Origin of the sequence: Streptomyces sp. NRRL F-525 (assembly GCF_000716605.1) — a bacterium.
Taxonomy (GTDB): Bacteria; Actinomycetota; Actinomycetes; order Streptomycetales; family Streptomycetaceae; genus Streptomyces.
The window spans coordinates 1-26,710 of sequence record NZ_JNXE01000042.1 but is presented as its reverse complement, the minus strand read 5'-3'; the positions used below and the strand labels follow the sequence as shown (position 1 = coordinate 26,710).

At 69.6% G+C, this 26,710-nt stretch carries 23 protein-coding genes and 1 pseudogene; 12 read left to right on the top strand and 12 right to left on the bottom strand.

From position 1 onward, the window contains the following. Positions 1-19: 19 nt before the first annotated feature. The 5 genes from OO69_RS40070 to OO69_RS40050 form a co-directional block, all read right to left on the bottom strand. Entirely contained in the window at positions 20-2,689 is a 2,670-nt protein-coding gene (locus OO69_RS40070; RefSeq protein ID WP_033285876.1) for an ADP-ribosyltransferase, read from the bottom strand. Further along, a complete protein-coding gene (locus OO69_RS40065; protein ID WP_033285875.1) occupies positions 2,686-3,096 on the bottom strand; it encodes a DUF6507 family protein in 411 nt (136 codons plus the stop codon). The genes OO69_RS40070 and OO69_RS40065 overlap by 4 nt, the downstream gene beginning before the upstream one ends. Positions 3,097-3,201: 105 nt before the next feature. Next, on the bottom strand, positions 3,202-3,516 hold the full coding sequence (locus tag OO69_RS40060; RefSeq protein WP_033285874.1) for a pore-forming ESAT-6 family protein: 315 nt from the start codon (positions 3,514-3,516) through the stop codon (positions 3,202-3,204). Between the two features lie 77 nt (positions 3,517-3,593). Beyond that, positions 3,594-3,926 carry a hypothetical protein gene (locus OO69_RS40055; protein WP_033285981.1) on the bottom strand — a complete coding sequence of 111 codons (333 nt, stop codon included), beginning with the start codon at positions 3,924-3,926 and terminating at the stop codon, positions 3,594-3,596. Positions 3,927-4,147: 221 nt separating this feature from the next. Further along, positions 4,148-5,326: a PP2C family protein-serine/threonine phosphatase gene (locus tag OO69_RS40050; RefSeq protein ID WP_033285873.1), complete on the bottom strand. Its 1,179-nt coding sequence runs from the start codon at positions 5,324-5,326 to the stop codon at positions 4,148-4,150. 162 nt (positions 5,327-5,488) lie between these two features. Between OO69_RS40050 and OO69_RS40045 the strand changes: the two genes are divergently transcribed. Beyond that, positions 5,489-6,748 carry a GNAT family N-acetyltransferase gene (locus tag OO69_RS40045; protein WP_033285872.1) on the top strand — a complete coding sequence of 420 codons (1,260 nt, stop codon included), beginning with the start codon at positions 5,489-5,491 and terminating at the stop codon, positions 6,746-6,748. A gap of 18 nt (positions 6,749-6,766) precedes the next feature. On the opposite strand, the gene OO69_RS40040 is transcribed toward OO69_RS40045, so the two are convergent. Beyond that, positions 6,767-7,582, bottom strand: a complete 816-nt coding sequence (locus tag OO69_RS40040) for an Fpg/Nei family DNA glycosylase (protein ID WP_033285871.1) — start codon at positions 7,580-7,582, stop codon at positions 6,767-6,769. 120 nt (positions 7,583-7,702) lie between these two features. After that, positions 7,703-8,188: a ribose-5-phosphate isomerase gene (locus OO69_RS40035; RefSeq protein ID WP_033285870.1), complete on the bottom strand. Its 486-nt coding sequence runs from the start codon at positions 8,186-8,188 to the stop codon at positions 7,703-7,705. Between the two features lie 215 nt (positions 8,189-8,403). Here OO69_RS40035 and OO69_RS40030 point away from each other — a divergent pair, with 215 nt between their 5' ends. Beyond that, complete coding sequence (locus OO69_RS40030; protein WP_033285869.1) at positions 8,404-9,834, top strand: amino acid permease; 1,431 nt, start codon at positions 8,404-8,406, stop codon at positions 9,832-9,834. 19 nt (positions 9,835-9,853) lie between these two features. Here OO69_RS40030 and OO69_RS40025 read toward each other — a convergent pair whose 3' ends face one another. Then, positions 9,854-12,079 carry a serine/threonine-protein kinase gene (locus tag OO69_RS40025; protein ID WP_078652781.1) on the bottom strand — a complete coding sequence of 742 codons (2,226 nt, stop codon included), beginning with the start codon at positions 12,077-12,079 and terminating at the stop codon, positions 9,854-9,856. A gap of 239 nt (positions 12,080-12,318) precedes the next feature. Here OO69_RS40025 and OO69_RS40020 point away from each other — a divergent pair, with 239 nt between their 5' ends. Further along, positions 12,319-13,053, top strand: a complete 735-nt coding sequence (locus OO69_RS40020; RefSeq protein WP_199811124.1) for an LPXTG cell wall anchor domain-containing protein — start codon at positions 12,319-12,321, stop codon at positions 13,051-13,053. Between the two features lie 125 nt (positions 13,054-13,178). Beyond that, the gene (locus OO69_RS40015) at positions 13,179-14,504 is read left to right on the top strand and encodes an FAD-binding oxidoreductase (RefSeq protein WP_033285867.1); all 1,326 of its coding nucleotides are present in this window, start codon (positions 13,179-13,181) and stop codon (positions 14,502-14,504) included. Here OO69_RS40015 and OO69_RS40010 read toward each other — a convergent pair. Then, positions 14,488-15,069, bottom strand: a complete 582-nt coding sequence (locus OO69_RS40010) for a biotin transporter BioY (RefSeq protein ID WP_033285866.1) — start codon at positions 15,067-15,069, stop codon at positions 14,488-14,490. The genes OO69_RS40015 and OO69_RS40010 overlap by 17 nt on opposite strands. Before the next feature lie 463 nt (positions 15,070-15,532). Here OO69_RS40010 and OO69_RS40005 point away from each other — a divergent pair, with 463 nt between their 5' ends. The 7 genes from OO69_RS40005 (at position 15,533) to OO69_RS39975 (ending at position 22,842) form a co-directional block, all read left to right on the top strand. Then, the gene (locus tag OO69_RS40005) at positions 15,533-16,738 is read left to right on the top strand and encodes an ROK family transcriptional regulator (RefSeq protein WP_033285865.1); all 1,206 of its coding nucleotides are present in this window, start codon (positions 15,533-15,535) and stop codon (positions 16,736-16,738) included. Positions 16,739-17,014: 276 nt separating this feature from the next. Continuing rightward, entirely contained in the window at positions 17,015-18,085 is a 1,071-nt protein-coding gene (locus OO69_RS40000; protein ID WP_033285864.1) for an ABC transporter substrate-binding protein, read from the top strand. A 5-nt stretch (positions 18,086-18,090) separates the two neighbouring features. Continuing rightward, positions 18,091-18,957 (top strand): ABC transporter permease, encoded by an 867-nt coding sequence (locus OO69_RS39995; RefSeq protein WP_033285979.1) that lies wholly within the window; start codon positions 18,091-18,093, stop codon positions 18,955-18,957. Next, entirely contained in the window at positions 18,933-19,685 is a 753-nt protein-coding gene (locus OO69_RS39990) for an ABC transporter ATP-binding protein (protein WP_033285863.1), read from the top strand. The genes OO69_RS39995 and OO69_RS39990 overlap by 25 nt, the downstream gene beginning before the upstream one ends. Before the next feature lie 188 nt (positions 19,686-19,873). Further along, positions 19,874-21,226 carry an LLM class flavin-dependent oxidoreductase gene (locus OO69_RS39985; RefSeq protein WP_033285862.1) on the top strand — a complete coding sequence of 451 codons (1,353 nt, stop codon included), beginning with the start codon at positions 19,874-19,876 and terminating at the stop codon, positions 21,224-21,226. Between the two features lie 12 nt (positions 21,227-21,238). Further along, positions 21,239-22,129 (top strand): TauD/TfdA dioxygenase family protein, encoded by an 891-nt coding sequence (locus tag OO69_RS39980; RefSeq protein ID WP_033285861.1) that lies wholly within the window; start codon positions 21,239-21,241, stop codon positions 22,127-22,129. A 77-nt stretch (positions 22,130-22,206) separates the two neighbouring features. Beyond that, positions 22,207-22,842, top strand: a complete 636-nt coding sequence (locus OO69_RS39975; RefSeq protein ID WP_033285860.1) for a superoxide dismutase — start codon at positions 22,207-22,209, stop codon at positions 22,840-22,842. A 124-nt stretch (positions 22,843-22,966) separates the two neighbouring features. Here OO69_RS39975 and OO69_RS39970 read toward each other — a convergent pair whose 3' ends face one another. Genes OO69_RS39970 through OO69_RS39960 form a run of 3 tightly spaced genes read right to left on the bottom strand, consistent with a single transcriptional unit; the run spans position 22,967 to position 25,381 of the window. Further along, positions 22,967-23,278 (bottom strand): hypothetical protein, encoded by a 312-nt coding sequence (locus OO69_RS39970; protein WP_158713478.1) that lies wholly within the window; start codon positions 23,276-23,278, stop codon positions 22,967-22,969. Positions 23,279-23,303: 25 nt separating this feature from the next. Then, entirely contained in the window at positions 23,304-23,912 is a 609-nt protein-coding gene (locus OO69_RS39965) for a histidine phosphatase family protein (RefSeq protein ID WP_033285858.1), read from the bottom strand. Then, positions 23,909-25,381: an FGGY-family carbohydrate kinase gene (locus tag OO69_RS39960; RefSeq protein WP_033285857.1), complete on the bottom strand. Its 1,473-nt coding sequence runs from the start codon at positions 25,379-25,381 to the stop codon at positions 23,909-23,911. The genes OO69_RS39965 and OO69_RS39960 overlap by 4 nt, the downstream gene beginning before the upstream one ends. Before the next feature lie 71 nt (positions 25,382-25,452). Between OO69_RS39960 and OO69_RS39955 the strand changes: the two are divergent. Beyond that, positions 25,453-26,502 (top strand): annotated as a pseudogene (locus OO69_RS39955) (2-hydroxyacid dehydrogenase); the annotation flags it as partial. Between the last annotated feature and the right edge of the window lie 208 nt (positions 26,503-26,710).

The window sequence follows — 26,710 nt, the reverse complement described above, 5'->3', positions numbered from 1 at the left end:
TGCCTGGTTCGCAACGAGGCTACGACCTCGGCAGAACTTCCCCATACACGTGATACTTGCCGTCCGTCTCGTCCAAGAAAACGCGCGTCACTTTGTACTCCGTACCGCTCGCGAGCAGCATTTCCCGTTCTCCGGGGTTTGCAGAGATGTGGTCGATCCACAGGGCGGGCGTGCCCTTCGGCACCCGCAGGTGCATGTACACCGGCTTCAGGTCGAAGGGTGGCGGCACCGTCTCACCAAGCGCAGTGGATGTGTACCCACCGTCTGGGTAGGTACGGCCCTGCATCTCAAGCGGCGACCTCAGCCCGAGATAGTCGACCCCGGTGCCACGGATGATCATGACGTCCTCGGGCACGGGTCGTGTACCCATGACGTTGTCCATCTCGTCGATGGTGTTCCGGATGTGTGGAGACACGTCGGGAGTCAGTCCCCGGAGATAGCTGTTGATCTGTGCGTAGTGGTAGTCGCTGTAGGTGTGCAGCGCATTCCGCGGGCCATCGTCGAGATTGTCCAGGTAGTCGTTCCAGTACGTGTCGCCGTACGCCTGTCCCGCGTCGTCGCTGAGGCTGGGCGCGGGATTCGTGCCGCGCTCCAGCTCCGCCATGGCGACCGCGTGCTTCTCCGCGTCGGTGGCCAGGTTGTCGAAGTCGTCCTCCGACATGTACGGCTTGTACTCGAACGGCTCCCCCACCCCGCCATGCCCCGGCACCTCCGTGCCCGAGTGACCCGGCGTACCCGCGTCCACGCCGTCGTGCCCGGCGATGTCCGCCGCGTCGTGACCGACGCCGGAGTGATCGAGGCCGCCGTGGTCACCGCCGTGCCCGGCGTCGTGACCGGCGCCGTCATGCCCGCCGTGACCGGCACCATCGTGACCTGCACCGTGGTCCGGATGCCCCCCGGTACCCGGGGCGTCATGCCCGCCCGTGTGCGGGCCGGCCGGCGGAGCGTCGTGCGGGGTGGTGTGCGGCACCTCGTGCGCCGGGGCCGTCGGGGTCTCGTGGTACCAAGCCGAAGGCGTCGTACCGGCGTGCCCGCCCGCCGAGACCGCGTCGCCCGTGCCGTGCGGGACGCCTCCGTGAACGCCGCTGCCGGGGACGTGCGGGACACCGCCATGCACGGCGTTGCCCGGGACGTGCGGAACCCCGCCATGGACACCGTCACCGACGGGCTTCGGGATACCACCGTGGATCCCGTCCCCCACGGACTTCGGAATGCCGCCGTGGATCCCGTTCCCAGGAACATGCGGGGCGCCACCATGCACCGCGTTGCCCGCAGAGTGCGGAATCCCGCCGTGAACACCGTCACCCACGGACTTCGGAATGCCACCGTGAATCCCGTTCCCCACATGCGGAAGCGCCCCATGCGCCCCATTACCCACCGCATGCGACACACCCACAGCCGCCGTTTCCGGCGCCGGGACCGTCCAGTGGGCCGGAAGTCCAGGAGCCGCTTCCTTCGGGATCGGGGTCGTCTCGACGTTGCCCGTGTGGTCGAGGAGGTTGCCGTTCGGCTCCAGGAGCCGGCCGTCGGGGAGGTGTACGGAGCCGTCGGGGAGGGTCGGGACGTCGATCTTGCCGACGCCCTTCAGGTTCTTGGCGATGTCGCCGACCTTGGACAGGCCCGCGCCGGCGCCCTTCATGACGTACGTCATCGGGTCGATGATCTTGCCGGCCTTCCCGGCCAGGGAGACCGCCTTGGCCACCGCGCCCGCCTTGCCGGCGCCGGCCGCGGCCGCGCCCTCGCCGCCGGTGAAGACCGTGGTGAGGACATTGAAGGTGACCGCGCCCGCCGCACGCGCGGGGTTCTTGCCCCACTCGTCCCACGCCAGCAGCGCCTTCCCCGTCTGCTTCATCGTGTTGCGCGACTCACGGAACCACGACGGCAGGGCCTTGTCCGGCAGCGCCCAGAACGCGAGCTGGGCACCCGGCATCATCGACAGCGTGAGCCCGGTCGCCAACTGCGCCAGGCCCTTCCACGCCTGCCCCATCGCGTCCCAGCCGCCGAACCCGACCAGCGTCCCCAGACCCTTGATGGTGCCCCAGACGCCGTCCACGATCAGGCCGTCCCACACGAACGACTTCACCCAGTGCCCGACCTCGTACCAGTGGTGCTTCTCCTCCACCGGGTCGCCCCACGGCAGCTTCGCGTCCTTCAGGTCCGACGCGTTGTAGCCGTACTGGTTCTTCTTGTCGGAACCGTCGCCGGCGATCATCTGCGTGCCGTGCCACAAGGCCGTGATCTCGTTGTGGCACGTCCGCTCGGCGGCCCAGAACGCCGCCACCGCCGCCGTGATGTCGTCCCGGATCCGGTTGTGCTTGTCGACCTTGTCCCCGTCGTACTCCCAGTCGTCGTCCCCCTTGACCGAGGCGACGAACTCCGTGGCCTCCGTCTTCAGCTGCTTCAGCTTCGCCACCAGCGGACGGATCTCGGTCGCGTACCCGGACAGCGCCGAGGAGACCGTCTCCAGGTCCGTGGCGAAGGTGTCCGAGCGGTCCGACACCGGCTTCGTCGACGCGAACAGCGCCTCCGCCTCCGGAGCGTGGTAGTACGCCGACAGCCCCTGGAACTGCGAGTGCACGTCCGCACCAGTGGAGCGGATGTTCCCGGCGTCCTTCTTCAGGGAGCCGTAGTCCTTCTCCAACTGCTCCAGATCACCGGTGAACTCGGGGATCTCCTGCGGATCGATCACGGCTGATCCACTCCCGGCATCGTCACCCCGGGCATGGACGCCTTGCGCTGCACCTCGGCGGCCATCGCGTCGTCGCCGTTCAGATACGCCGTCGTCGCGTCCACCGCGCCCTGCATCGACTTGCCCGCCCGCGCGGCGATGAACTGCAGGTCCTTCATCGCGTGCTCGGCGTACTGCGACAGTGCCAGCGCCACCAGGCCGCCCTGCGCCTTCCCGCCGTCCTTGCCGCCCTGGCCTCCCGACGCGCCACCCGATCCGCCGTCGGCGGAGATCGTGCCCGCGCTCGACGCCGCCGACTGCAGATGCGCGCCGTAGTCCTTCGCGTACGTCTCCAGATGCGACGCCGTCGTGCCCGTCGTCGTCAGCACATGCTGAATGCCCTGCGGACGCAGGTCCCAGCCCGTCATACCAACCCCCGTGAACCCGGCACCCGGCCGTCACGAACCATCAAGAACCACAAACAGGCGCTACGGCCCCGGTGAACCACCGACGGACCGTCAACCGGCCGCGGTTCAGCCGATGTTGTCCACCGCCGACTTCGCCTTCGCCAACGTCGCGTGCGCCGTCGAGTCGTTCTTCTCCATCGTCGTCTTCAGCAGCTGGATGATGTTCCGGACCTCCTGCGAGGCCTGGTTCCAGCGGTGCTCCTTGCCGTGGTACTCGTCCGCCACCCCGTCGGCCGTGAAGTCCGACATCGCCTTCTTCACCTGCTTGTCCCGCGCCGAGATCACCGCCTCCAGCTGGGCGATCACCCCCGCGAGATTCCCCTGCACATCCCCCGACGCCGTCGTGTCGTAGGAACGACGATCCGTACCCGCACCCGCCATCACACACCACTCCCCGAAAACACCCTGAACACCCTGAACAAACGGAACACCCTGAGCAACCGGAACGAACCGGACCCTCAGCGGCCCGAGAACCGCGCCGCGTCGAAATTGGCCGACCCCATGTGCTGCCGGGCGTTGTCACGCTGCTCGTCGTCACCCGTGCTGAACGCGCTGTCCATCCCGGACTGGCCGCCCAGAATCGCCGCCAAGGACGAGTCCAGCTCCTTCGTGATCCCGTCGGCCCGCGCCTTGAACTGGTCGAAAGCCGCACGGCCGCCGCCGTTGAACTTCCCCTCCAAGGGCTCCGCCGCCTGCACCAACTGCCGGATCAGCGTGCCCAGATCCTGACTCGATCCGCGCGAGTCACGCATCAGCGTCGACAGCGCCTGCGCACCCATGTCGAACTTCATGTCGGCTCCCCCGTACAGGCTCACGCGGCGTGTGCCGCTCGTGTCGCATACGGATTCATCAATATCAACTCGCGAATCGCCCGGGCAACCCGGGGTCTTCACCATCACAAAGTCGGCAAACTTTCCTCACCGAAAACCGAGGACTCACCGAAACCCGGGGACTCACCGATACACCGGACGCTCACCGAAAACCGGGGGAACCGCCTCGCCCGTCGCCGGCGTCAGCGCCCCGCCTGGGCCGTCGGGCCCTCGCGGCAGACCAGCAGCAGGGCCCGGTCGTCGTTGACGTCCTTCGCGACCGCCTCGATGAGGTGCCAGGCGGCGCCGTGGAAGCCGCCGGCGACATAGCGGTCGGCCTCGCCGGTGAGGCGGTCGATGCCCTCGACGATGTCCCGCTCGGAGGTCTCCACCAGCCCGTCCGTGAACAGCATCAACACGTCCCCGGGCCGCAGCGATCCCTTCACGGGGTCGAACTGCGCGCCGTCGTACACACCCAGCAGCGGGCCGTCGGCCGCCTTCTCCTCCCAGCGGCCGCTGCCCGCGCTGAGCTGGAGGCCCGGCGGGTGGCCCGCGGAGAAGAGTTCGTAGTCGCCGGAGTCGAGGTCCAGGACGAGGTGGATCGAGGTCGCGAAGCCCTCGTCCCAGTCCTGGCGGAGCAGATAGCCGTTGGCGGCGGGCAGGAACGCGTGCGGGGGCAGCGAGCCGAGCAGGCCGCCGAAGGCGCCGGACAGGAGCAGGGCGCGCGATCCCGCGTCCATGCCCTTGCCGGAGACGTCCGTGAGGACCACCTCCATGGTCCGACCACCGTTCGTCCGGGCCGCGACCACGAAGTCGCCGGAGAACGACTGGCCGCCCGCAGGGCGCAGCGCCATCTCCCGGTGCCAGCCCTGCGGGAGTTGGGGCAGCTTGCTCTGCACCCGGATCCGCTCGCGCAGGTCGAAGAGCATGGTGCCGCCGCGCCGCCAGGGCACGCCCACCCGGCTGCGGAACTGCGCGATCAGCAGCCCGAAGAAACCGCACGCGGCCACCACGAGCACCACGCCCGGGGTCACCCGCGCCGGGCCCTCGGTGTACGGGCCGAGCTTCACCGACTCCACGATCAGACCGGTGGCCGCCGCCGCGTACAGGCCGAGCAGGCTCGCGGGGCGCAGCAGCAGGCCGCCCGCGACGATCGGCAGGACCAGCGCGGCCGCCGAGAACCACACCGCGTTGGCGAGGGTCATGGCCACGATCACCGGGATCGTGATCAGCAGCCCGGCCAGCGCGACCCAGTCCGAGCCGTCCCCGCGGAAGTAGTCGACGGCACTTCTGCGCAGGCCGGTGCGGACCCGGTGAACCAGCTTCTTCAACCGGGCCGTGAACGTGTCGGCCTCCGCGCGCCGCTCTCGTCCTGCTGCCATTAGTTCGGGACCCTATCCATCCGACCAGCCGCTTGGCACGGGAGGTCCCACTTGTCCCCCCTGCGAGGTTCAACTTCACAGTGAACTTCACCGGAGGCCCTCGCGGTGGCACCGAGCGGAAATTCCCTGGCTCGTCCCGCAATGCGCTGGTAGGCATGGTCCATGGGGACAGACGCGAGCAACACACCGGCCGGGCGGACCGAGCTGCGGGTACTGCGCCAGGACGAGTGGAACACCTGGTACGACAACCTCGTCGACGCCTTCGGTGGCGTCCCGGAGTCGCCCGAGGAGCGCAAGCTCTGGGAGGGGCTCACGGAGTTCGACCGCTCCCTCGGCGTCTGGGACGGGGACGCGTGCGTGGGGACGGCGGGCGCCTTCAGCTTCCGGATCACCGTGCCCGGCGGCGCCTCGGTCCCCGCGGCCGGCGTCACGATGGTCAGCGTGGCCGCCACGCACCGGCGCCGCGGCATCCTGACGTCGATGATGCGCCGGCAGCTGGACGACGTACGGTCCTGGGGCGAGCCGTTCGCCGTGCTGACGGCCTCCGAGCCGGTGATCTACGGCCGGTTCGGGTACGGCACCGCGACGATGCGGACGACCGCCGAGATCGACACCGCCCGGGTGCGGCTCTCGGTGCCGCCGGGCACGGACGACGTACGCCTGCGCTACGCCGAACCCGCCGCCGCGCGGGACGAGTGCGAGGCGGTGTACGCGCGGCTGGTGGCCGGGCGGCCGGGGATGACGGCCCGGCGGCCCGGGTGGGAGAACCTGCCGCTGCTGGACCCGGAGAGCGAGCGGGAGGGGTCCTCGCCGCTGCGGTGCGTGGTGGCGGAGCGGGAGGGTGAAGTCGTCGGCTACACGCGGTACTTCGTCAAGCCCGAGTGGGACGTCCAGGGCCCCAAGGGGACGGTCGTGCTGCGTGATCTGGAGGCGCTGGACCCGGCGTCGTACGCGGCGCTGTGGCGGTTCCTCTTCGGCATCGACCTGACGTCGAAGCTGGCGCTGCGCAGCCGTCCCGTCGACGACGCCTGGCAGCAGCTCGTCTCCGACATCCGCCGGTGCTCGATCCGGCAGGCGGACTCGCTGCACGTACGGCTGGTGGACCTCGGCGCCTCGCTGGAGGCGCGTACCTACCAGGCGCCGGTGGACGTCGTGTTCGAGGTCGCGGACGCCTTCTGCCCCTGGAACGAGGGGCGTTGGCGGCTCACCGGCGACGCGAAGGGCGCGTCCTGCAAGCGCACCGAGGAGCCGGCCGATCTCGCCCTGTCCGTACGGGAGTTGGGGTCCGCGTATCTCGGCGGGGTGTCCCTCGTGTCGCTCGCGGGGGCCGGCCGGGTGCGGGAGCTGCGGGCGGGGGCGCTGGCGGAGGCGTCGCTGGCGTTCGGGTCGACGGTCGCGCCCTGGCTGCCGCACGGGTTCTAGCGGTACCGCTGAACGCCCCTACGGCTGCTGGCAGTTGGGGCACCAGAAGAGGTTGCGGGCGGCGAGGTCGGCGGTGCGGATCTCGCCGCCACAGATGTGGCAGGGCTGGTGGGCCCGGCGGTAGACGTAGACCTCGCCGCCGTGGTCGTCGACGCGCGGCGGGCGGCCCATCGCCTCGGGGGTGTGTTCGGGGCGGACGGTGTCGATGCGGTTGTTGCGGACGCCCTCGCGCATCAGCTCGACGAGGTCGGTCCAGATCGCGTCCCACTCGGCGGGCGTGAGGTCCTTGCCCGCGCGGTACGGGTCGATGCCGTGCCGGAACAGCACCTCGGCGCGGTAGACGTTGCCGACGCCCGCGATGACCTTCTGGTCCATCAGGAGGGCCGCGATCGTCGTACGGCTGCGGGAGATGCGCCGGTACGCCGCGTTCGGGTCGGTGTCCTCGGCCGGGCGGAGGGGGTCGGGGCCGAGGCGGTCGTGTATCGCCTGCTTCTCGGTGTCCGTGATCAGGGCGCAGGTGGTGGGGCCGCGGAGATCGACGTACGACGTGTCGTTCGCGAGGCGTAGGCGGACGGTGTCCGTGGGCGGGGGTGCGGGGGCTCCGCCGAAGGTCACCTTGCCGAAGAGGCCGAGGTGGATGTGGATCCACTCCTCGTCCCGGAAACCGAGGAAGAGGTGCTTGCCGTGGGCTTCCGTGCGGGTGAGTTCCGTACCGTTGAGCAGTGCGGCGGCGTCGCTGAACTTGCCCTGGGGACTGGTGACTTGAGTGGCTCGGCCGGTGAAGTGAGCGCCGTAGTCCAGTGCAAGCCGATGAATCGTGTGCCCCTCTGGCACTTGGCGAACTCCCTTTCCCACCCGCCCACCTGTCTCGGTCAGTTGACAGGTGGGCGCTCCAAAGACCTCGGGGCTCCGCCCCGGACCCCGCTCCTCAAAAGCCGGAGCGGCTGATTCTGCTTACTGCTTCGGATGATGCGCCGGAATCTCCGGCAGCTCCCCCGTCGCCTCGTACTTCGTCAGCATGTCGATCCGCCGAATGTGCCGCGGATCCTCGGAGAACGGCGTACCCACGAAGATCTCGACGAACTTCGTCGCCTCCTCCTCCGTGTGCATCCGCGCGCCGACAGCCACCACATTCGCGTTGTTGTGCTGCCGCCCCAGCGACGCGGTCTCCTCGCTCCAGGCGAGGGCCGCCCGCACGCCCTTCACCTTGTTCGCCGCGATCTGCTCGCCGTTGCCGGAGCCGCCGATGACGATGCCGAGGGCCTCGGGGTCGGCGGCGGTGCGCTCGGCGGCGCGGAGGCAGAAGGGCGGGTAGTCGTCCTGGGCGTCGTAGATGTGCGGCCCGCAGTCGACGGGCTCGTGGCCCGCCTCCTTGAGCCACTCGACGAGGTGGTTCTTGAGTTCGAAGCCCGCATGGTCGGAGCCGAGATACACGCGCATGCGTCGAGTGTGACACGGCTGTTTCCGGGAAGCAGCTCCGGGGCCCGACCACGTTAAATACAGGCAACGCCTCGCAACCTCAAGGAAACCTCAAGTAACGATCTGGATTCAAAGGTTCAGGAATTCCTTTACCTCCGATTCACTGGACCGACTCGTACGCCGCTCGTACGGGCACCCCCCACCGGCATCCCAACCGGCGTAAAGGAACTCCCCCCATGACTTCTGGTTCCGGCCTTCAGGCAGGACTCAAGAACCGACATCTCTCGATGATCGCGATCGGCGGTGTCATCGGCGCCGGCCTGTTCGTCGGCTCCAGCTCGGGCATCGCGACCGCTGGCCCCGGCATCCTGCTCTCCTACGCGCTCGTCGGCACGCTCGTGGTGCTGGTGATGCGCATGCTCGGCGAGATGTCGGCCGCGAACCCCACGTCCGGATCCTTCTCCGCACACGCCGACCGCGCGCTCGGCCGCTGGGCCGGGTTCTCGATCGGCTGGCTGTACTGGTTCTTCTGGGTCGTCGTGCTCGCCGTCGAGGCGACCGCGGGCGCCAAGATCCTCGAAGGCTGGATACCGGCCGTACCGCAGTGGGGCTGGGCGCTCCTCGTGATGGTGGTCCTGACCGCCACGAACCTCGTATCGGTCGGTTCCTACGGCGAGTTCGAGTTCTGGTTCGCCGGGATCAAGGTCGTGGCGATCGGCGCGTTCATCGTCGTCGGCGCGCTCGCGATCTTCGGCGTACTCCCCGGCGCCCACACCGACAAGGCGGGCTTCGGCAACCTCACCGAGCACGGCGGCTTCCTGCCGAACGGCCCCGGCGCGATCCTGACCGGCGTACTCCTGGTCGTCTTCTCCTTCATGGGCAGCGAGATCGCCACGCTGGCCGCCGGTGAGTCCGAGGACCCGCAGCGCGCGGTCACCAAGTCGACCAACAGCATCATCTGGCGTATCGGCGTCTTCTACCTCGGCTCGATCTTCATCGTGGTCTGCCTGCTCCCGTGGAACGACCCGTCGATCAAGGCGCAGGGCTCCTACGTCGCCGCCCTCGACTCCCTCGGCATCGCGCACGCCGGCCAGATCATGAACTTCATCGTGCTGACCTCGGTACTGTCCTGCCTCAACTCCGGCCTCTACACGGCCTCCCGCATGGCCTTCTCGCTCGGCGGCCGCGGTGACGCGCCGAAGGCGTTCGCCAGGACCACGTCCCGTGGCGTCCCGATGGCGGCGATCATCGCCTCCGTCGTCTTCGGGTTCGTCGCCGTGTTCTTCAACTACGCCTTCCCGGACACGGTCTTCCTCTTCCTCGTCAACTCCTCCGGCGCGGTGGCCCTGTTCGTGTGGCTGGTCATCTGCGCGTCGCAGCTGCGCCTGCGCCGGATCATCGAGCGCGAGTCGCCGGAGAAGCTCGTCGTGCGGATGTGGCTGTACCCGTACCTCACCTGGGCGACGATCGCCCTGATCGTCTTCGTCCTCGGCTACATGCTCACCGACACCGAGGGCGAGAGCAGCGGCCGTACGACCGTACTGCTGTCCCTGCTGGTCGCGTTGGCGGTCGTGGCGGTCTCGGTGATCAAGGAACGGGTGCGGGGTGGACAGGCGGTCACGACCGCCGAGACGGACACCGACACGGACAAGGTGTCTGTGGGCTGAGGGAGTTCACTCAGGACGTTCACAGCACGACGAAGCTGTTCTTGACCTTGTCGTAGGTCTCCAGGGCCTGGGTCTCCACGCCCGGCTGGTACCAGGTGTTGATCTGGTACGACTTCCCGTCCTCGTCGAATCCGAGCAGCCGGGCGTGCCACGGGACGCCCTTGAGCGTGAACGTGTACTCCCAACTCACCGCCGGATACCCGCGGAACGTCGTCCTGCCGAGCCGGATCTTCCGGTAGCTCTCCCCCTGATGGGCGTTCCGCTCCGAGGCCTCCCAGGTCTCCATCAGGTCACCGCGCGCGAGCGAGGACTTGCCGACCAGTTCCTGGGTGCCGTCGGGGGATGTGTAGTGCACCTCGGCCCCCGTCTTCAGATCCCGCCGCCAGCCGGCGGGTGTAGCCCACGCGAACCCGCCCGCTTCTCGGTGCGTGCCCGGGGGCAGGGTCGGGGGGCGGGAGGTGCCCTCGACTGTGGGGGAGGGGGAGACGGCGGTCGGGGACGGAGACGGGGACGAGGTCGGGGACTGGGAGGCGGAAGGTTCGGTCGAAGCCGCTGAAGCGGTCGATGAACTACCGGAAGAGCCACCGGAGTTCGCGAGGATCGTCCCGATGACCGCACCCACGACCACCACTGCCGCACCGGCGATCAGTCCGAAACGGCGACGGCGGTTGGTGAACGGCTGAGCGGGGCCCGGGAGTTCACCGCCAAGCGGCAGAGCGGCGGCGGGGCGAGGCACACGGGCCGGATGCGGGCCGAGGACGCGGCGCGGTGGTGCCGGGCGGGAGCCGGGAACGGAGTCAGGGCCAAGGCCGCCGGGGTGCGGTGGTGCCGGGCGGGGAGCCGGCGGGTGGGCCGGGAGGGGCACTGGCTTTCGCGCGGTCAACGCCGCGGCTCGTTCGGCGAGTTGAGCCTCTTCGCTGCGCTCGGCTTGTGCGGCGGGTTCGGCTTGTGCGGCACGGTCGGCCTGATCGGCGCGACTGGCTTGCTCGGCGCGAGCAGCTTGTTCGGCGCGCTCACCCTGATCGCCGCGACCGGCCTGCTCGACGCGACCCGCTTGTTCGGCGCGACCGGCCCGCTCGGCGCGACCCGTTTGCACGGCGCGCTCAGCCTGATCGGCGCGGACAAGGGAGACGCCCACCCCGCGTGGCGCAGAGCGCCCGGAGTTGTTGGCCGAGGCCTCGGAGCTCAGCTCGGAGGCCGCTTCGGACGCGGCTCCGGATGCGGCCTCGGCGGCGGCCTCGGAGGCGGGAGCCAGTTCTTCTACGGCGGGCCGCTGCGTCGGTATCGCATCCTCGATGGGGTCAGGGTCGTACAGCCGGGGATCGCGTGCCGCGCGGACAAGGAACGGCGCCAGGAAGGCCGGGGTCGGTGACTCCCGATAGGCCTCGGGCGGCGACTCCTCCAACTCCGCTTCCGCAGCCGCCAGTTCCTCACTCCCCTGCCCCTCATCCCCCTCCGGCTCCTCAACCCCCTGCGGCTCCTCAACCCCCTCCCGCGGAAACGCCACCCGCACCAGAACCCGCTCCAACTCCCCCAACCCCGGCCGAGCTTCCGGCTGCTTCCGCAGAAGCGCCGCGAGGATGTCGCGCAACGGGCCCGCAGCCACCGGCAGTTCAGGCTCCTCGTACAGAACCGCGTGCAACGTAGCCAGTGTTGTGTCCCGGGAGAACGGTGAGCGGCCGCCCAGTGCGGCGCAGAGGGTCGCGCCGAGGGACCAGATGTCCGAGGGCGGTCCCTGCGGATAGCCGGAGATCCGCTCGGGTGCCATGTAGTCGGGCGAGCCCACCAGCATGCCGACCACCGTCAGCGCCGTGGCGTCCTGGATCGCGGCGATGCCGAAGTCGGTGAGCACGACGCGTCGGCCGCCGTTCTCGACGAGCACGTTGCCGGGTTTGATGTCGCGGTGCAGGACGCCCCCCGCGTGCACCTGACGCAGGGCGGCCACCAATCCGAGGCCTATACGAGCCGCCTCGCGCGGGCCGAGCGCGCCGTCATCCGTGAGGATGCGTTCCAGGGAGCGCCCGGCGACCAACTCCATGACGATCCACAGGCGTTCGCCCTCGTCGACGACGTCGTAGACGCGCACGACGTTCGGGTGGTCGATGCGGGCCGTCGCCCTGGCCTCGCGCAGGGTGCGCTCGCGGCGGGTGCGGGTGTCCTCCGGGTCGAGGCCGTCGATGCGCATTTCCTTGACCGCGACCTGCCGGTCGAGTATTTCGTCGGCGGCTCGCCACACCCGCCCCATTCCCCCCTGGCCGATACTTTCGACTAGCCGATAGCGTCCGGTCACCAGGATTCCCGGAACACCGCCACCCCTCACGTTCCCCGAATTTCCCGCATTCCCCGGCAATCCGCTGCACCCCCACAATGGTCACACTTCATGCCGTACCAGCATAGTGCGGAGAAATCTTGTGGTACCTCTTCAAGTACTGCGAATTCAGGCACAGTCGCAGGGGGAAACAGGGGAACACAAGGGGGACGAACATGAGTTCTCATCGCGCTAAGGCCAGGACCATCGCGGGATCGCTGCTCACGGCGGCTTTCTCGGCGGTGATGGTCCTTTCCTTCACCGCCTCGGCGGACGACCAGGGACCGGGGAGCAGCAAAGGCGGAAAGGCGATGGACGCGGCTCCGGCGGGGGTGAAACTGACCACGCTCCTGCCGGAGAAGATCTCGGTCGACAACAGTTCGAAAAAGACGGCGATCACCGCCACCGTAAAGAACGAGGGGACCAGGGCGAGCGGTGATCTCAATCTCCTGGTCGTCGGTTTCGACGGCCTCAAGGTCAATGGCGTGCAGGGTTGTTCGGCGATCGCGGAAAAGGATCTGCCGCCCGGTTCGAACAGCGGATTCAAATGCGCCGTCGGCACGCTCGCCGGGGGCAAGTCGAAGTCGTACGCCGTCGACGCGACGTACGACCTGAACAAGGCCGGGAAGATCTGTCTGCCGGTGACGTCCGCCGACGGCAAGAAGACCTTCTGGCAGCAGGGCCCGGTCCCGTTCGGTACGACGAACCCATCGCCGAACGCCCCGGCCACCCCGCTGCTGCTCGGCACCGACAACAAGCCGGTGGCACCGGGCGGCGACACCCTGCCCAAGACGGGGGTCGGCGATGACGTCCTGCCCCTGGGCGCGGCCGGCGCGGCACTGATCGCGGTGGGCGCGGCGGGTGTGTACTGGTCCCAACGGCGGCCGGGGAAAGGGCCGTTGGAAAGCTAGGGGCAAGTTGGAAAGCTAGGGGCAAGAGGGGGAGGGCCGGGTCGCGGGAGCACCCGGCCCTCCCCCTCTCACTCCCACTGGAAAACCTGACGGTACGTGTCAGGTTATGCGGCCAGCATGACCCCATGAACCACACACACCCGCTCACCTTCCACCCCACCGACCCCGGCTACGAGGACGAACTCGCCGGTTTCCAGACCGGGTTCACCCAGCGCCCCGCCGTGATCCACGGCGCGCGCTCGGCCGACGACGTGATCGCCGCCGTACGGTACGCGGCCGCCGAGAACCTGCGGGTCCGCGTGCAGGCCACCGGGCACGGGCTGCCGGGTGGCTCCGAGGGCGGGGTGCTGATCACGACGAGGCGGATGGACGGGGTACGGGTCGACCCCGAGGCACGTACCGTGCGCGTCCAGGCGGGCGTGCGCTGGGGCCAGGTCGTGGCCGCCGCCGAACCGTACGGCCTCGCTCCCCTCAACGGATCAGCGCCGAGCGTCGGCGCCGTGTCGTACACGCTGAGCGGCGGACTCGGCATCCTGGCAAGGGAGTTCGGGTACGCGGCCGACCACGTCCGCTCGCTCGACGTCGTCACCGCCGACGGTCGACTCCGCCGGGTGACAAGGGAGTCGGAGCCCGACCTGTACTGGGCACTGCTCGGCGCGGGCCACGCCTTCGGTGTCGTCACGGAGTTGGAGATCGACCTCGTCCCCGTGCGCACGCTCTACGGCGGTTCGCTCGCCTTCGACGGGCGGGAGGTCGACCCGGCTGCCCTGCTGCGGGCGTACGAGGAGTGGACGCGGACCGTGCCGGACGAGCTGACCTCGTCCTTCGCCGCCGTACCGTACCCGGACATCCCGGCGCTGCCCCCGCAGCTGCGCGGGCGGTACGTGCTCTCCGTGCGCGTCGCCTACACGGGCAGCGGCGACGAAGGTGCCCAACTCGTCGCGCCGCTCAGGGAGTTCGGGCCAGTGTTGGCCGACTCGTTGCGGGAGATGCCGTACACCGAGAGCCACACGATCCACAGTGACCCGCCCGCCCCGCACGCGTACTACGGGGACAGCGCGGTGGTGAGTGAGCTGGATGTGGCGCGGGTGGGCGAGGCGCTGTCCCTCGCCGGGCCGGACACGGCCGGCATGTGTGTCGTACAGGTCAACCATCTCGGCGGGGCACTGGCGCGGTCCGCGCCGAACTCGGTGCCGTATCGCGAAGGGCGGTTCCTGGTACGGATGTTGGCGGTCGGGGAGCGGGAGGTCGCCCGGGCTCAACTCGATCCGGCCTTCGCGCTGCTCGCGCCCCACACGCTCGGGCGGGCGGTCAACTTCGCGTTCGGGGCCGGTGATCGGAGCGAGGGGCTGTACGACGCGGAGACGCGGAAGAGGCTCGCCGGGCTGAAGTCGGAGTACGACCCGGCGAACCTCTTCCGCGGGAACTGCCTTGTCAGCGCTGCTTGTTGACGAACTTCCAGGCGGTCGGGGCCGCGCCCATCGCCAGGGCCGCCTTCAGGGCGTCACCGATGAGGAACGGGGTGAGGCCTGCGGCGAGCGCGGCGCTCGTCGAGAGGTCGAGGCTCAGCGCGAGGTACGGGACGCCGATCGCGTAGATGATCGCCTCGCCGAGCAGCATCGTGCCGGCCATGCGCAGGACCGAGCGGTCGGCGCCGCGGCGGGCCAGGGCACCGACGGCGGCGGAGGCGAGCAGCATGCCGACGATGTAGCCGAAGGAGGCGCCGCCGCCGGAGGTGCCCTGGGCGAACCACGGGACGCCGGCGAGGCCGAGCAGCGCGTACAGGGCGAGGGAGAGGAAGCCGCGGCCGGCGCCGAGGGACGTGCCGACGAGGAGCGCGGCGAAGGTCTGGCCGGTGACCGGGACCGAGGAGCCCGGCACGGGCACGGCTAGCTGGGCGGCGAGGCCGGTGAGCGCGGCGCCGCCGAGCACGAGGGCGATGTCCCGGACGCGGGAGGCGGGCAGCAGGTCGGCGAGGACCTGGCCCGGGCGGGTGGTGGCGACGGCGGTACTCAAGGGGACTCCGCAGGTTGACGGGGTACAGGGGGACCTTGCGACGCTATCCCGGGGTCCTCGGTCCGATCACCGTCAGCGTCCGACAAAGGGTCCGACGCGGACTTGGTGGGCTCCGGACAAAGGATGCCCGCTACACGCGCCCAGGCGTGATGCCGGTCACGCGGCCCTCGTGCCGTCCCGCACACCGGCACCGTCGCCGTCCCGCACACCGGCACCCATGCCGTCTCGCACATCGCCACGCGTGCCGTCTCGCACACCGGTCACCGTCTGGGCAGCGGTGGGCCGTTTTGCTAGCTTCGACCGCATGGTTGCCCAGGCCCGGAACTTCGCGTCGCGTCGCTATGTCGACCTGCGACGCCAAGCCGCGGCGACCTGTTACCGCCCCTGAGGCGGGCGGAGCGGATCCGGTGCGCCTCCCATCCGAGACGGCGCACTGTCGGACCCGTTCCCGAGGAAGATCCCCATGCCCCGTACCGCGGCACCCCTGCTCGCCTCCCACTCCCCCAACTCCCCCGTTCCGCGCGCCGCCGACAGCGACCGGCGGCGCACCAACGCGAGCGTCATCCTGCGCTCGGTGCTGGAGCACGGCCCGGTGGCCCGCTCCACCATCTCCCGGCTGACCGGGCTGTCCCCGGCGTCGGTCACCGACTACTGCGCCCGCTTCACCGAACTCGGTCTCATACGGGAGTCCGCCACACCCCAGCGCTCGAAGGGTGTGGGCCGACCCCATGTGCCCGTCGACCTGGACGCGTCACGGTTCGTTGTGGGCGGCGTCCATGTGGCGGTGCCCTATACGACGGTCGCGCTGCTGGATCTGCGCGGGCGGGTGGTGGCCGAGCACCGGATCGGGCACGACGGCCACCTCGCCGATCCGTCCCGGGTGCTGGCACGGGCCGCCGAAGGACTGGCCGCGTTGCTCGCGGAGGCGGCCGGGGCCATCCCGCTGGGTGTCGGCGTCGCCGCCGGGGGCTGGGTCGACCGGGACTCCGGGACCATCGTCGACCATCCGCTGCTGGGCTGGCGGGACGTGCCGGTGCGCGAACTGCTCGGCGCCCGCACCGGGTTGCCGGTCCATGTGGACGGCCACGCCCGGGCGTTGGTCAACGGCGAGCGGCTCTTCGGGCGGGCCCGAGGCAGCCGTAGCGTGCTGCATCTCTTCGTCGGCAATGTGGTCGACGCGGCCTTCGCGACCAACGACGAGGTGCACCACGGGCCGCGCTCGCAGGCCGGGGCGATCGCCCATCTGCCGTTGCGCGGCGGCACGGAACCGTGCGACTGCGGGCGGGTCGGCTGCCTCCAAGTGGAGCTGAGCGAACGGACGTTGTGCCGGCGGGCCCGGGAGGCGGGGATCGTCGACGGGGTGAACCCGACCCACGTCGTGACGGCGGCGGAGCGCGGAAACCGCGTCGCCGTACGGCTGTTGACGCAGCGTGCGCGGATGGTGGGGCGGGCGGTCGGGCTGCTGCTCGACATCCTCAACCCCGAGACGGTGGTCGTCACCGAGCTGGGGGTCATACGGCGGGAGGACTGCCTGCGCGCGCTGCGCGAGGAGGTCGGGGACGCGCGGGCGTCGGCGGTCGTACCGACGAGTTTCCCGGATTCCGTGCTGGCGGTGGCGGGCGGTTCGGTGATGCTCGATGTGCTGTACCGGGATCCGTTGGGCGTGTGACCCGGTGTGCGCCCCAGCGTGTGACCGAGCGTTTCACCGGGGCGTATTTAATTCAGAAACTCGGAATGTTGACAGGGGGCGCGCGTGACCGGGAACATCCTGGTCATGAGCCTGCAGATGAGTTGTCGCACTTCTTGTTGCTGACCCGTTGACGCGCCCCGGGGCGCCGGTCTCATCCTGCCTGCATTTCTCTCTCCGGACCGCTCCGCCTTTCGCGCTCCGTGAATTCCGCGCGCATTCCCGCGTTCCCGCGACTTTTGATCAGGGAGTCCTCCCATGCCTCATTCCCGTGCGCCCGGCCTCGACCGGCGGCTCTTCCTCACCTCCGTGCTCGGTGCCGCCGCAGGCATCGCCGGCCTGAGCGGCTGCGCCACGAGCAGTGCCGCGGCCGCCAAGTCGGGGGCCGGACTGTCCGCCCCGCTCGCCGAGAAGGTCCCGTCCGGCACGAGCCTGAAGATCTCCTCGTACCTGAACACCCAGCAGCTCCAGTTCAAGCTGGCGAACCTGCCCAAGTTGCCCTTCACGGTGTCGAGTTGGGTGAACATCGGCGCCGGCCCCGATGTCATCAACGCGTTCCGCGCCAAGTCCCTCGACCTCGCCAACAACGCGGGCATCCCGCCGATCCAGGCGCACTACCAGGGCTACGACGCGAAGATCGTCGCGATCGACGTCACCCGCAAGCCCAACTACCTCTTCGCGACCAAGCCAGGCAGCGACATCCGCACGGTCGCGGACTTCAAGGGCAAGAAGCTGGCGTTCTCGCAGGGGCAGGCCCAAGGCGTCGTACTACTAAGGGCGTTGAAGGAAGCCGGGCTGAAGTACGACGAGGTGAAACTCGTCCCGCTGACCAGCAACCAGTTCTTCACCGCCCTCCAGTCCGGCCAGGTCGACATCGCCCCGCTCGCCAACAGCCAGGCACCGGCGTACCTCAAGCAGTACGAGGCGAAGGGTGCCCGCGCGATCACCACCGATGTCGTAGACCTGCTCAACCTGTTGTGGGCGCCGTCCGCCGTGCTGGCCGACTCGGCGAAGGCGGCCGCGATCGCCGCGTACATCCCGCAGTGGGCGCAGGGTCAGGTCTGGCAGTACGAGCACCCGGACGCCTGGAACGAGGAGTTCTACGTCAAGACGCAGAACCTGACGCTCGCGCAGGCCAAGTCGGTCACCGCGCTCGCCAACAAGCCGTTGTTCCCGCCGAGTTGGGACGAGGCCGTGAAGTGGGAGCAGGAGACCGCCGATCTGCTCGCGGAGGGCGGCTTCGTGAAGGAGTTCAAGGTGGACTCGCTCTTCGACCGGCGCTTCGAGGGGATCGCGGCGAAGGCCGTGGCGGCGGAGTACCGGAGGTGACGGCGATGACCACCTCCCAGACTCTGGATACGTCTACCTCAACTTCCTTTCCAGTGACCGCCGTTGAGGGTGCCGTCGAGGCTCCGCGCAGGCGGCGGCGCGGTCTGGCCCCCGGCAAACGGCTGCCCGCCTCCCGGATCATCGGCCCCGCCCTCTTCCTCACCCTCTGGGCCGTCGCCTCCGCCGCCGGGCAGTTGGACCCGGCCGCGATCCCGGCGCCCTGGACGGTGTTGAGGACCGCGGGCCGACTATGGACGTCCGGGACGCTCCCCACGGACATGCTGACCTCCCTGGAACGCGCCGCCTACGGCTTCGCGCTCGGCCTCACCGCCGGTGTCGTCCTCGCGCTGGCCGCCGGGCTGAGCCGGGTCGGCGAGGCGCTGATCGACGGGACCGTGCAGCTCAACCGGGCCATCCCCACCCTCGGCCTGATCCCGCTGTTCATCCTCTGGCTGGGCATCGGCGAGACCTTCAAGATCGCCATCATCGCGATCGTCGTCTACATCCCGATCTACCTCAACCTGCACGCCGCGCTGTCCGGCATCGACCACCGCTATGTCGAACTGGCCGAGGTCCAGGGCCTGTCGAGGCTTCAGTTCGTCCGCCAGATCGTCATCCCCGGCGCCCTGCCCGGCTTCTTCGTGGGCCTGCGCCTCGGGGTGACCGGCTCCTGGCTGAGCCTGGTGGTCCTGGAGCAGATCAACGCCACCAGCGGCCTCGGTTACATGATGTTCCAGGCCCAGAACTACGGCCAGTCGGACGTCATCCTCGTCGGCCTGCTGATCTACGGCGTGTTCGGCCTGGTCTCCGACAGCGCGGTCCGTCTCGTCGAACGGAGGGTGCTGTCATGGCGCCGCACACTCAGCAGTTGACCGGCACGGGCGTGGTTCCTGCGGTTCCTACGGTTCCTGTGGTTCCTGCCGTTCAACTCCGGGGGCTTACGCGGTCGTTCGACGGTCGTACGGTTCTCGACCACGTCGATCTGGATCTGCCCGCCGGGCAGTTCACCGCGCTGCTCGGGCACAGCGGTTCCGGCAAGAGCACGTTGCTGCGGGCCATCGCGGGGCTGGACCACGAGGTCGTCGGGAGTGGTCAACTCACCGCGCCTGAGCGGGTGTCGGTGGTGTTCCAGGACTCCCGGTTGCTGCCGTGGCGGCGGGTTCTCGACAACGTGCTGCTGGGGACGGAGGGTAAGGAAGCCGCCGCGAAGGGGCGTGAGGCTCTTGCCGAGGTGGGGCTTGCCGGGCGGGAGCGGGCGTGGCCCAACGAGTTGTCCGGGGGTGAGGCGCAGCGGGCGGCGTTGGCTCGGTCATTGGTGCGTGAGCCTGAACTCCTGTTGGCTGACGAGCCGTTCGGGGCGCTGGACGCACTGACCCGGATCCGGATGCATGTGCTGCTCCGTGAGTTGTGGGAGCGGCATCGGCCCTCGGTGCTGCTGGTCACCCATGACGTGGATGAGGCGATTGTCCTCGCGGATCGGGTGCTGGTGCTTGAACAGGGGCGGATCGGGCTGGACTTGGCGATCGATCCTGAGGTGCCGCGTGCGGAGTACCGGGAGCGGTTGTTGGCGGCGCTCGGTGTGACGTCGGATTCCCGGTGAGCGTCGGCTGCTCGCGCCGTCTGCTGGGGGCTGCGCCCCCAGACCCCCATCGGCCCTGAAGGGGCCTCGTCCTCAAACGCCGGACGGGCTGAGTAATGCCAGCCTGCGTCGAGAGGTCGCCCAACGAGCGGATCGGTACCGCCCTGCGCTCGAAAAGTCCCCCTGCCTGTCCGTCGCAAAGGACAACCATGCCCCGCCAACTCCACCTCAACGCCTTCCTCATGAACACCGGCCACCACGAGGCCTCTTGGCGCCTCCCGGAGAGCAACCCGTACGCCCACGTCGAGCTGGACCACTACACCCACCTCGCCCGGATCGCGGAACGCGGCACCTTCGACTCCCTCTTCCTCGCCGACGGACCGCAGTTGTGGAGCAACCTCGCCCAACGCCCCGCCGGAGCCCTGGAACCACTCACCCTCCTCACCGCACTGGCGACGGCCACCGAACACATAGGCCTCATCGCAACGGCATCCACGTCCTACAACTCCCCCTACAACCTGGCCCGTAAGTTCGCCTCGCTCGACATCATCAGCGGCGGCAGGGCGGGTTGGAACATCGTCACGACCGCCGGTGCGGAGGCCGCCCGCAACTTCGGGCTGGAGCACGAGCCCGCGCACGCCGAACGGTACGCACGTGCCGCCGAGTTCCTCGATGTGACGCTGAAGCTCTGGGACAGTTGGGAGGACGACGCGATCGTCGCCGACAAGGCGGCCGGTGTGTGGGGCGACGACACGAAGATCCACCCGCCCCACCACCAGGGGACGTACTTCAGCGTCGAGGGCGCCCTCAACGTCCCCCGCTCACCCCAGGGTTACCCACTCCTCGTACAAGCCGGATCAAGCGAGGACGGCAAGACGTTCGCGGCGCGGTACGCGGAGGCGGTGTTCACCGCGCAGCAGACCCTTGCCGACGCGCAGGCCTTCTACAAGGACCTCAAGTCCCGTACGGCGGCGGCCGGTCGGGACCCCGAGCACATCAAGGTGCTGCCCGGCATCGTGCCCGTGCTCGGCGGGACGGAGGCCGAGGCGCGCGCCAACGAACGCCTGCTGGAGGACCACATCGTGTACACGCACGGCGTGGACCGCTTGGAGCGACTCCTCCAACTACCCCCCAACACACTGGAGTTGGATGCCCCGCTTCCCCCCGACCTCCCGCCCGAGGACGCCATCGAGGGCGCGAAGAGCCGCTACACGCTCGTCGTCGAACTGGCCCGCCGCGACCGGCTGACCGTACGCCAGCTCATCGGCCGGCTCGGGGGCGGGCGCGGGCATCTGACCTTCGCCGGTACGCCGGAACAGGTCGCCGACGCGATCGGGACGTGGTTCACGCAGGGCGCGGCCGACGGTTTCAACATCATGCCCGCGGTCCTGCCGTCCGGCCTCGACGCCTTCGTGGACCACGTCGTCCCGCTCCTCCGCACCCGCGGCCTGCTCCGCACGGAGTACGGCCCGCGCACCACCCTCCGGGAGCGCTACGGCCTCCCCCGCCCCGCCAACCAGTACACCCGACCCACTCAGCCCGCCCAACCCGCCCTCGTCTGAAAGGACTTCACCATGTCCATCGAGATCCAGAAGGTCACCGCGAACATCGGCGCCCGCGTGTCGGGCGTGGACATCGGCAAGCCGCTGGAGGTCGAGGAGGTGACGGCGATCCGCGAGGCCCTGAACCTCCACAAGGCGCTGGTCTTCGACGACGTCCACCTCGACGACGAGGGCCAGGAGGCCTTCGCCCGCCACTTCGGCGACCTCACCACCGCGCACCCCACGGTGCCCGCGGTCGACGGCGCCCCGAACGTCCTGCCCGTCGACAGCGAGCGCGGCCGCGCCAACCACTGGCACACGGACGTGACCTTCGTCCTCAACCCGCCCCAGGCCAGCACCCTGCGCAGCATCACGGTCCCGCCGTACGGCGGCGAGACCCTGATCGCCAGTTCGGCGGCGGCCTACCGCGACCTGCCGGAACCGCTGCGCGTCCTGGCGGACACCCTGTGGGCGGAGCACACCAACGACTACGACTACGCCGTACCGGAGGAGTCGATCGACGCCGAAAAGGCCGCCCAGCGCGCCCAGTTCACGTCGATCAAGTTCCGCACGGTCCACCCGGTCGTCCGCGTCCACCCGCTGACCGGCGAACGCGGCCTGTTCATAGGCGGGTTCGCGCAACGGATCGTCGGCCTGTCGGCGACCGAGTCCCGCAAGATCCTGGACCTCCTCCAGGCGTACGTCACCCGCCCGGAGAACATCCTGCGCTGGCGCTGGTCCCCCAACCAGCTCGTCCTCTTCGACAACCGCATCACCCAGCACTACGCCATCGACAACTACGACAACCAGCCCCGCCGCCTCAACCGCGTCACCGTCGCCGGCGACATCCCGGTCGGCATCGAGGGCAAGGAGAGCTACTCGATCGAGGGGGACGCGTCGCACTACACCTCGGTGGCGGAGTAGCCACAGAGCACCTTTTCGCTGCTAGGTTGTAGTTGCAAGTTATGTGCAATAAGAAGTCCGGAGGGGATCGATCCGCCATGCCCGTCTACACGCTGCCCGACCTGCCCTACGACTACTCCGCGCTCGCCCCCGTGATCAGCCCCGAGATCATCGAGCTGCACCACGACAAGCACCACGCGGCGTACGTCAAGGGAGCCAACGACTCGCTGGAGCAGTTGGCGGAGGCACGCGACAAGGAGCAGTGGGGTTCGGTCAACGGGCTGGAGAAGAACCTGGCGTTCCACCTCTCCGGCCACATCCTGCACAGCATCTACTGGCACAACATGACGGGCGACGGCGGCGGCGAACCGCTGGCCGCGGACGGACTCGGTGGCCTGGCGGACGCCATCACCGAGTCCTTCGGCTCCTTCGCCGGCTTCAAGGCCCAGCTCACCAAGGCCGCGGCGACGACGCAGGGTTCGGGCTGGGGCGTCCTGGCCTACGAACCCCTGAGCGGCCACCTGATCGTCGAGCAGATCTACGACCACCAGGGCAACGTCGGCCAGGGCTCGACCCCCCTCCTCGTCTTCGACGCCTGGGAGCACGCCTTCTACCTCCAGTACAGGAACCAGAAGGTCGACTTCATCGACGCGATGTGGGCGGTCGTCAACTGGCAGGACGTGGCCCGCCGTTACGAGGCGGCGAAGTCCCGCCAGACGATCATCCCCGCATAGGAAGCGTCCTGCCTCGTGATCGTCTTCTCAACCTTCACGCGGGCAGGCGGTTGAAGAGGAGGACCCCCGCGAGGACGTGACTCGCGGGGGTCTCCCTCACTTCACTTGCCTTCGAAGACGTGCCTCACGAGTCCCGGTCCTTCTTGGGGAGCGCCAGGTCGAACGTGCCGTCGGCGGTGACCAGTTCGTAGCGCTCGAACTTCGGTCCCAACGGCAGCTTCACGCCGGTGGGCTTGAGTGAGAAGGGCGGCCTCAGGCTCGCGGTCCGGTCTCCCCGCCGGTCTGTCCAGACCGGTTCCTCCCCCAGGGCCAGACGCAGTTGGCCCGATCTGAGGCGCGCGATCTGCTCGCCCTTGCCGACCGAGGACATGGCTGCTCCGCCGATGCTCTTCGTGAACCCCGCGGCACGCCGTGCCGCCCGCTTCTCCTGCCTCATCGTCCCCACCCTTTTCGGCCGTCGATTACACAGGCACGTTAAGCGAGAGGAACGCGGTCCGACCCGGCGCCATCCGGATCTCGGACACCGCCGCGTTGCGCAACCGCGGAAACACCCGCCGGTACTCACCGACCGGAATCCCCAGCAACCGGCACAGCACCAGGCGGAGGAGGGTGTTGTGGGCGACGACCAGGACCCGTTCCCCGCAGTGCTCGGCGGCGATGCGGTGCAGGGCAGCCGTTCCGCGCGTCGCGGCTGCCGCGGGGTCTTCGGCCTCGGGGAAGGGATGCGCCACCGGGTCGGAACGAAAAGCCTCCGCCGCCCCGGGGTTCTCCGTCTCGAACTCCGCGAGCGTACGGCCCTCCAGCACCCCGAAGTCGCATTCGCGCAGGGCCGGTTCGGTGTGGGGGGTGAGGTTCAGGGCGTGGGCGGCCGGGGCTGCCGTGAGGATCGCCCGGGACAGCGGGGACGTCCAGATCGCGTCGACCGGGTGGGCTGCCGCCCAGCGGCCGAGGGCTTCCGCCTGGGCGACGCCCGTGTCCGTCAGGGCGACGTCGCTGATGCCGGCGTAGCGGTTCTCCGCGTGCCAGACGGTCTGGCCGTGACGGGCCAGGAGGAGGGTGGTGGTGCTCATGAGTCGATCGTGTCCTGGTTCAGGCGGGTGCGGGTGTGGGTCGCGAGCGGGGTCGGCAGCCAGCCCCGGGTCTCCAGTTCGTCCACCAGGCGAGCGTACGGCTCGGCGAAGCGGGCCGTGTGGGACGCGCGGGGTTCGAGGAGCGTGCGGATGCGGACCATGCCGTCGGCCACCTCCGACAGCGCCCTGCCGCCCGGCCCCGCTCCGTACGCCGCCAACACCGCCATCCCCAGGGCCGGTTCGATCTGTTCCGGAACCCGGGCCGGGCGGCCGAGGATGTCGGAGCGGAGCTGGTTCCAGTACGCACTGCGGGCCGCGCCGCCCGTGAAGGTGAGGGGGCCGTCTATCGGGGCGCCCAAGTAGTGCAGATAGTCCAGGCACAGGCGCTCCGTGAACGCCACGCCCTGCAGCACCGCCGCCCAACTGTCCGCCTCCGACGCCGGAGTGCCGAGCGTGAAGGCGGTGGCATCGGGGGCCAGGAAGGGAAAGCGTTCGCCGGGTGAGGTCAGGGGGTACGTCAGGGCGCCCGACGGTTCGTACGCCGCCGCCCGGCTGTCCAGCTCTGCCAGCTCCGCCGGGTCCGCCACCGTCGGCAGCGCACCCGCCCCCACACTCGACGCCCCGCCCGGTAGCCAACTGCCGTCCGGCGCCCGGTGGTTGTAGACCACCCCGGCGTCGTCCCGGACGCGTTTCGCGGACGCTCCCTTGAGGACCAGGGTGGTGCCCAGTACCGAGTTCCAGGCACCGGAGCGCAACGCCCCCGACGCGATCTGGGCCGCGCAGCCGTCCGTCATCCCCGCGACGACCGGGGTACCGGCGGGGATGCCGGTCGCTTCGGCGGCGGCCGAACAGACCTCGCCCAGCCGGGTGCCGGGGCGGACCACCGCCGGCAACACCTCACCCAAGTGGGCCAGTTGGGGCGGCCAGGCCTCGCGCTCCACGTCGTAGCCCGTCTTGAGGGCGTGGCTGGAGTCGGTCGGGATCACCACCCCGCCCGTCAACTGCGCTGTGATGACGTCGGGTTGGTGAGCGACCCGGGCCACCTGCCCCCGCCCCTCCCTCCAGCCGTGTGCATCCAGCAGCCACAAGGCCTTCGGCAGCGCCCAGCTGGTCTGCATCCCGACCCGCGCCGCCTCCTCCACCGCGCGCCCGTCGTCGTACATCAACCCCGGTGTGAGCGGGCGGCCTTGGCCGTCCGTCAGCAGAACCGTCCCGGAGGTGCCGCACACCGCGAGGCCGCTCAGCCGTACCTGTGCGGGCCCCTGCGACATGGCAGCCCGGGACGCCGCGCACACCGCCTCCCACCACTCCCCCGGATCCTGTTCGTGCCGCACCCCGTCCCGTCGGCCGGTCAGCGGAGCGGTACCGCTGCCCAGGACCCTGCCGTCGGCCGTGACCAGCAGTGCGCGGACGCTCTGCGTGCCCAGGTCGATCCCCAGCCACGCTTCCGCTTCACCCTCGAACATCATCCGGACCTCCCTCAGGGGTTACGCATTCGGCGTTCCCCGTTCATCGTGGCGGAGAGGGAGGGAGCCCCACGATGACCGAGACCCTGCGTGTCGTCGCCGCCGGTGACCATTTCGTACTGCCTTCGCTGATCACCGCGGCCATCACCGAGGAACTGCGCGAACACCCCTTCACCGTAAGAGAGTTGAAGCTCGGCTGGCCTCTGGAACCCTTCGGGACCGTCGCCGAGGTGGAGGAGGCCAGCGACGCCGAGGACGAGGTGATCGAGGCCCTGCGGGACAGCGGAGCGCATGCGCTGGTCACCCAGATGGGGCCCGTCACCGAGCGCGTACTGCAGGCCTGCCCCGATCTGCGGCTGGTCGTCGTGTGCCGGGGCGGTCCGGTCAACGTCAACCTGGACGCCGCGAAGACCCACGACGTACGAGTGTGCTTCGCGCCCGGCCGCAACGCCGCCGCGACCGCCGAGTTCACCGTCGGGATGATGCTCGCCGCGCTCCGCCGCATCCCGCAGGCCCATGAACTCCTCTCCGGACAAGGGAGTTGGGAGGCAGGCGCCGCCTACTACACCTACGAGCACAGCGGGTTGGAGCTGGAGGACCTGCCGGTCGGGCTCGTCGGCTACGGGGCCGTCGGCAGTCGCGTCGCCCGGGTGCTCTGTGCCTTCGGGGCACGCGTGATGGTGTACGACCCGTATGTGCACGGCGAGATCCACGGACTCCGGGTCAGCGAGCTGGACGAACTCCTGCGCCGGTCCCAAGTCATCACCCTGCACGCCCGGTTGACCCCCGAGACACGTGATCTGATCGGCGCCCGCGAGCTCGCGCTGCTGCGGCCCGGCGCCGTGGTGGTGAATGTGGCACGGGGTCCATTGCTGGACGAGGAGGCGCTGTGCGACGCGTTGGAGAGCGGCCAGGTGTCAGCCGCCGCCCTCGACACCTACGCCCGCGAGCCATTGCCCGCCGGGTCACGCCTGTTCGGCTTCGCCGACCGGGTCACCCTCACCCCGCACCTAGGGGGTGCCTCCCGACGGCCGAGAGGGAGCCGTAGGGGCGCGCCGGTGTCGAGAGCCCCAGCGCGCGGAGGCGCGCAGCGCCGAGCACGGTGGGGCTCTCGACACCGGCTCCCAGCGCCCCGAAGGCGACCGAACCAAAAGAGGTGCGCGCGGGGTGCGTTGACAGCACAGGCCCACCTACGCGACACCACTCAACACCGGCCCACTTACGCAATGCCATCCAACACCGGCCCATTTACGCGAAAAAACCCAACACCGGCTCACCTACGCAAAGCCACCCAACACCGGCCCACCTCCACCCCACCCCACCCCTGTCTCT

Coding starts and splice junctions, on each gene's coding strand:
- OO69_RS40065 (WP_033285875.1), bottom strand. CDS start 3,096: ATGACGGGCTGGGACCTGCGTCCGCAGGGCATTCAGCATGTGCTGACG.
- OO69_RS40060 (WP_033285874.1), bottom strand. CDS start 3,516: ATGGCGGGTGCGGGTACGGATCGTCGTTCCTACGACACGACGGCGTCG.
- OO69_RS40055 (WP_033285981.1), bottom strand. CDS start 3,926: ATGAAGTTCGACATGGGTGCGCAGGCGCTGTCGACGCTGATGCGTGAC.
- OO69_RS40050 (WP_033285873.1), bottom strand. CDS start 5,326: ATGGCAGCAGGACGAGAGCGGCGCGCGGAGGCCGACACGTTCACGGCC.
- OO69_RS40045 (WP_033285872.1), top strand. CDS start 5,489: ATGGGGACAGACGCGAGCAACACACCGGCCGGGCGGACCGAGCTGCGG.
- OO69_RS40035 (WP_033285870.1), bottom strand. CDS start 8,188: ATGCGCGTGTATCTCGGCTCCGACCATGCGGGCTTCGAACTCAAGAAC.
- OO69_RS40030 (WP_033285869.1), top strand. CDS start 8,404: ATGACTTCTGGTTCCGGCCTTCAGGCAGGACTCAAGAACCGACATCTC.
- OO69_RS40025 (WP_078652781.1), bottom strand. CDS start 12,079: ATGGGGCGGGTGTGGCGAGCCGCCGACGAAATACTCGACCGGCAGGTC.
- OO69_RS40020 (WP_199811124.1), top strand. CDS start 12,319: ATGAGTTCTCATCGCGCTAAGGCCAGGACCATCGCGGGATCGCTGCTC.
- OO69_RS40015 (WP_033285867.1), top strand. CDS start 13,179: ATGAACCACACACACCCGCTCACCTTCCACCCCACCGACCCCGGCTAC.
- OO69_RS40005 (WP_033285865.1), top strand. CDS start 15,533: ATGCCCCGTACCGCGGCACCCCTGCTCGCCTCCCACTCCCCCAACTCC.
- OO69_RS40000 (WP_033285864.1), top strand. CDS start 17,015: ATGCCTCATTCCCGTGCGCCCGGCCTCGACCGGCGGCTCTTCCTCACC.
- OO69_RS39995 (WP_033285979.1), top strand. CDS start 18,091: ATGACCACCTCCCAGACTCTGGATACGTCTACCTCAACTTCCTTTCCA.
- OO69_RS39990 (WP_033285863.1), top strand. CDS start 18,933: ATGGCGCCGCACACTCAGCAGTTGACCGGCACGGGCGTGGTTCCTGCG.
- OO69_RS39985 (WP_033285862.1), top strand. CDS start 19,874: ATGCCCCGCCAACTCCACCTCAACGCCTTCCTCATGAACACCGGCCAC.
- OO69_RS39980 (WP_033285861.1), top strand. CDS start 21,239: ATGTCCATCGAGATCCAGAAGGTCACCGCGAACATCGGCGCCCGCGTG.
- OO69_RS39975 (WP_033285860.1), top strand. CDS start 22,207: ATGCCCGTCTACACGCTGCCCGACCTGCCCTACGACTACTCCGCGCTC.
- OO69_RS39970 (WP_158713478.1), bottom strand. CDS start 23,278: ATGAGGCAGGAGAAGCGGGCGGCACGGCGTGCCGCGGGGTTCACGAAG.
- OO69_RS39965 (WP_033285858.1), bottom strand. CDS start 23,912: ATGAGCACCACCACCCTCCTCCTGGCCCGTCACGGCCAGACCGTCTGG.
- OO69_RS39960 (WP_033285857.1), bottom strand. CDS start 25,381: ATGATGTTCGAGGGTGAAGCGGAAGCGTGGCTGGGGATCGACCTGGGC.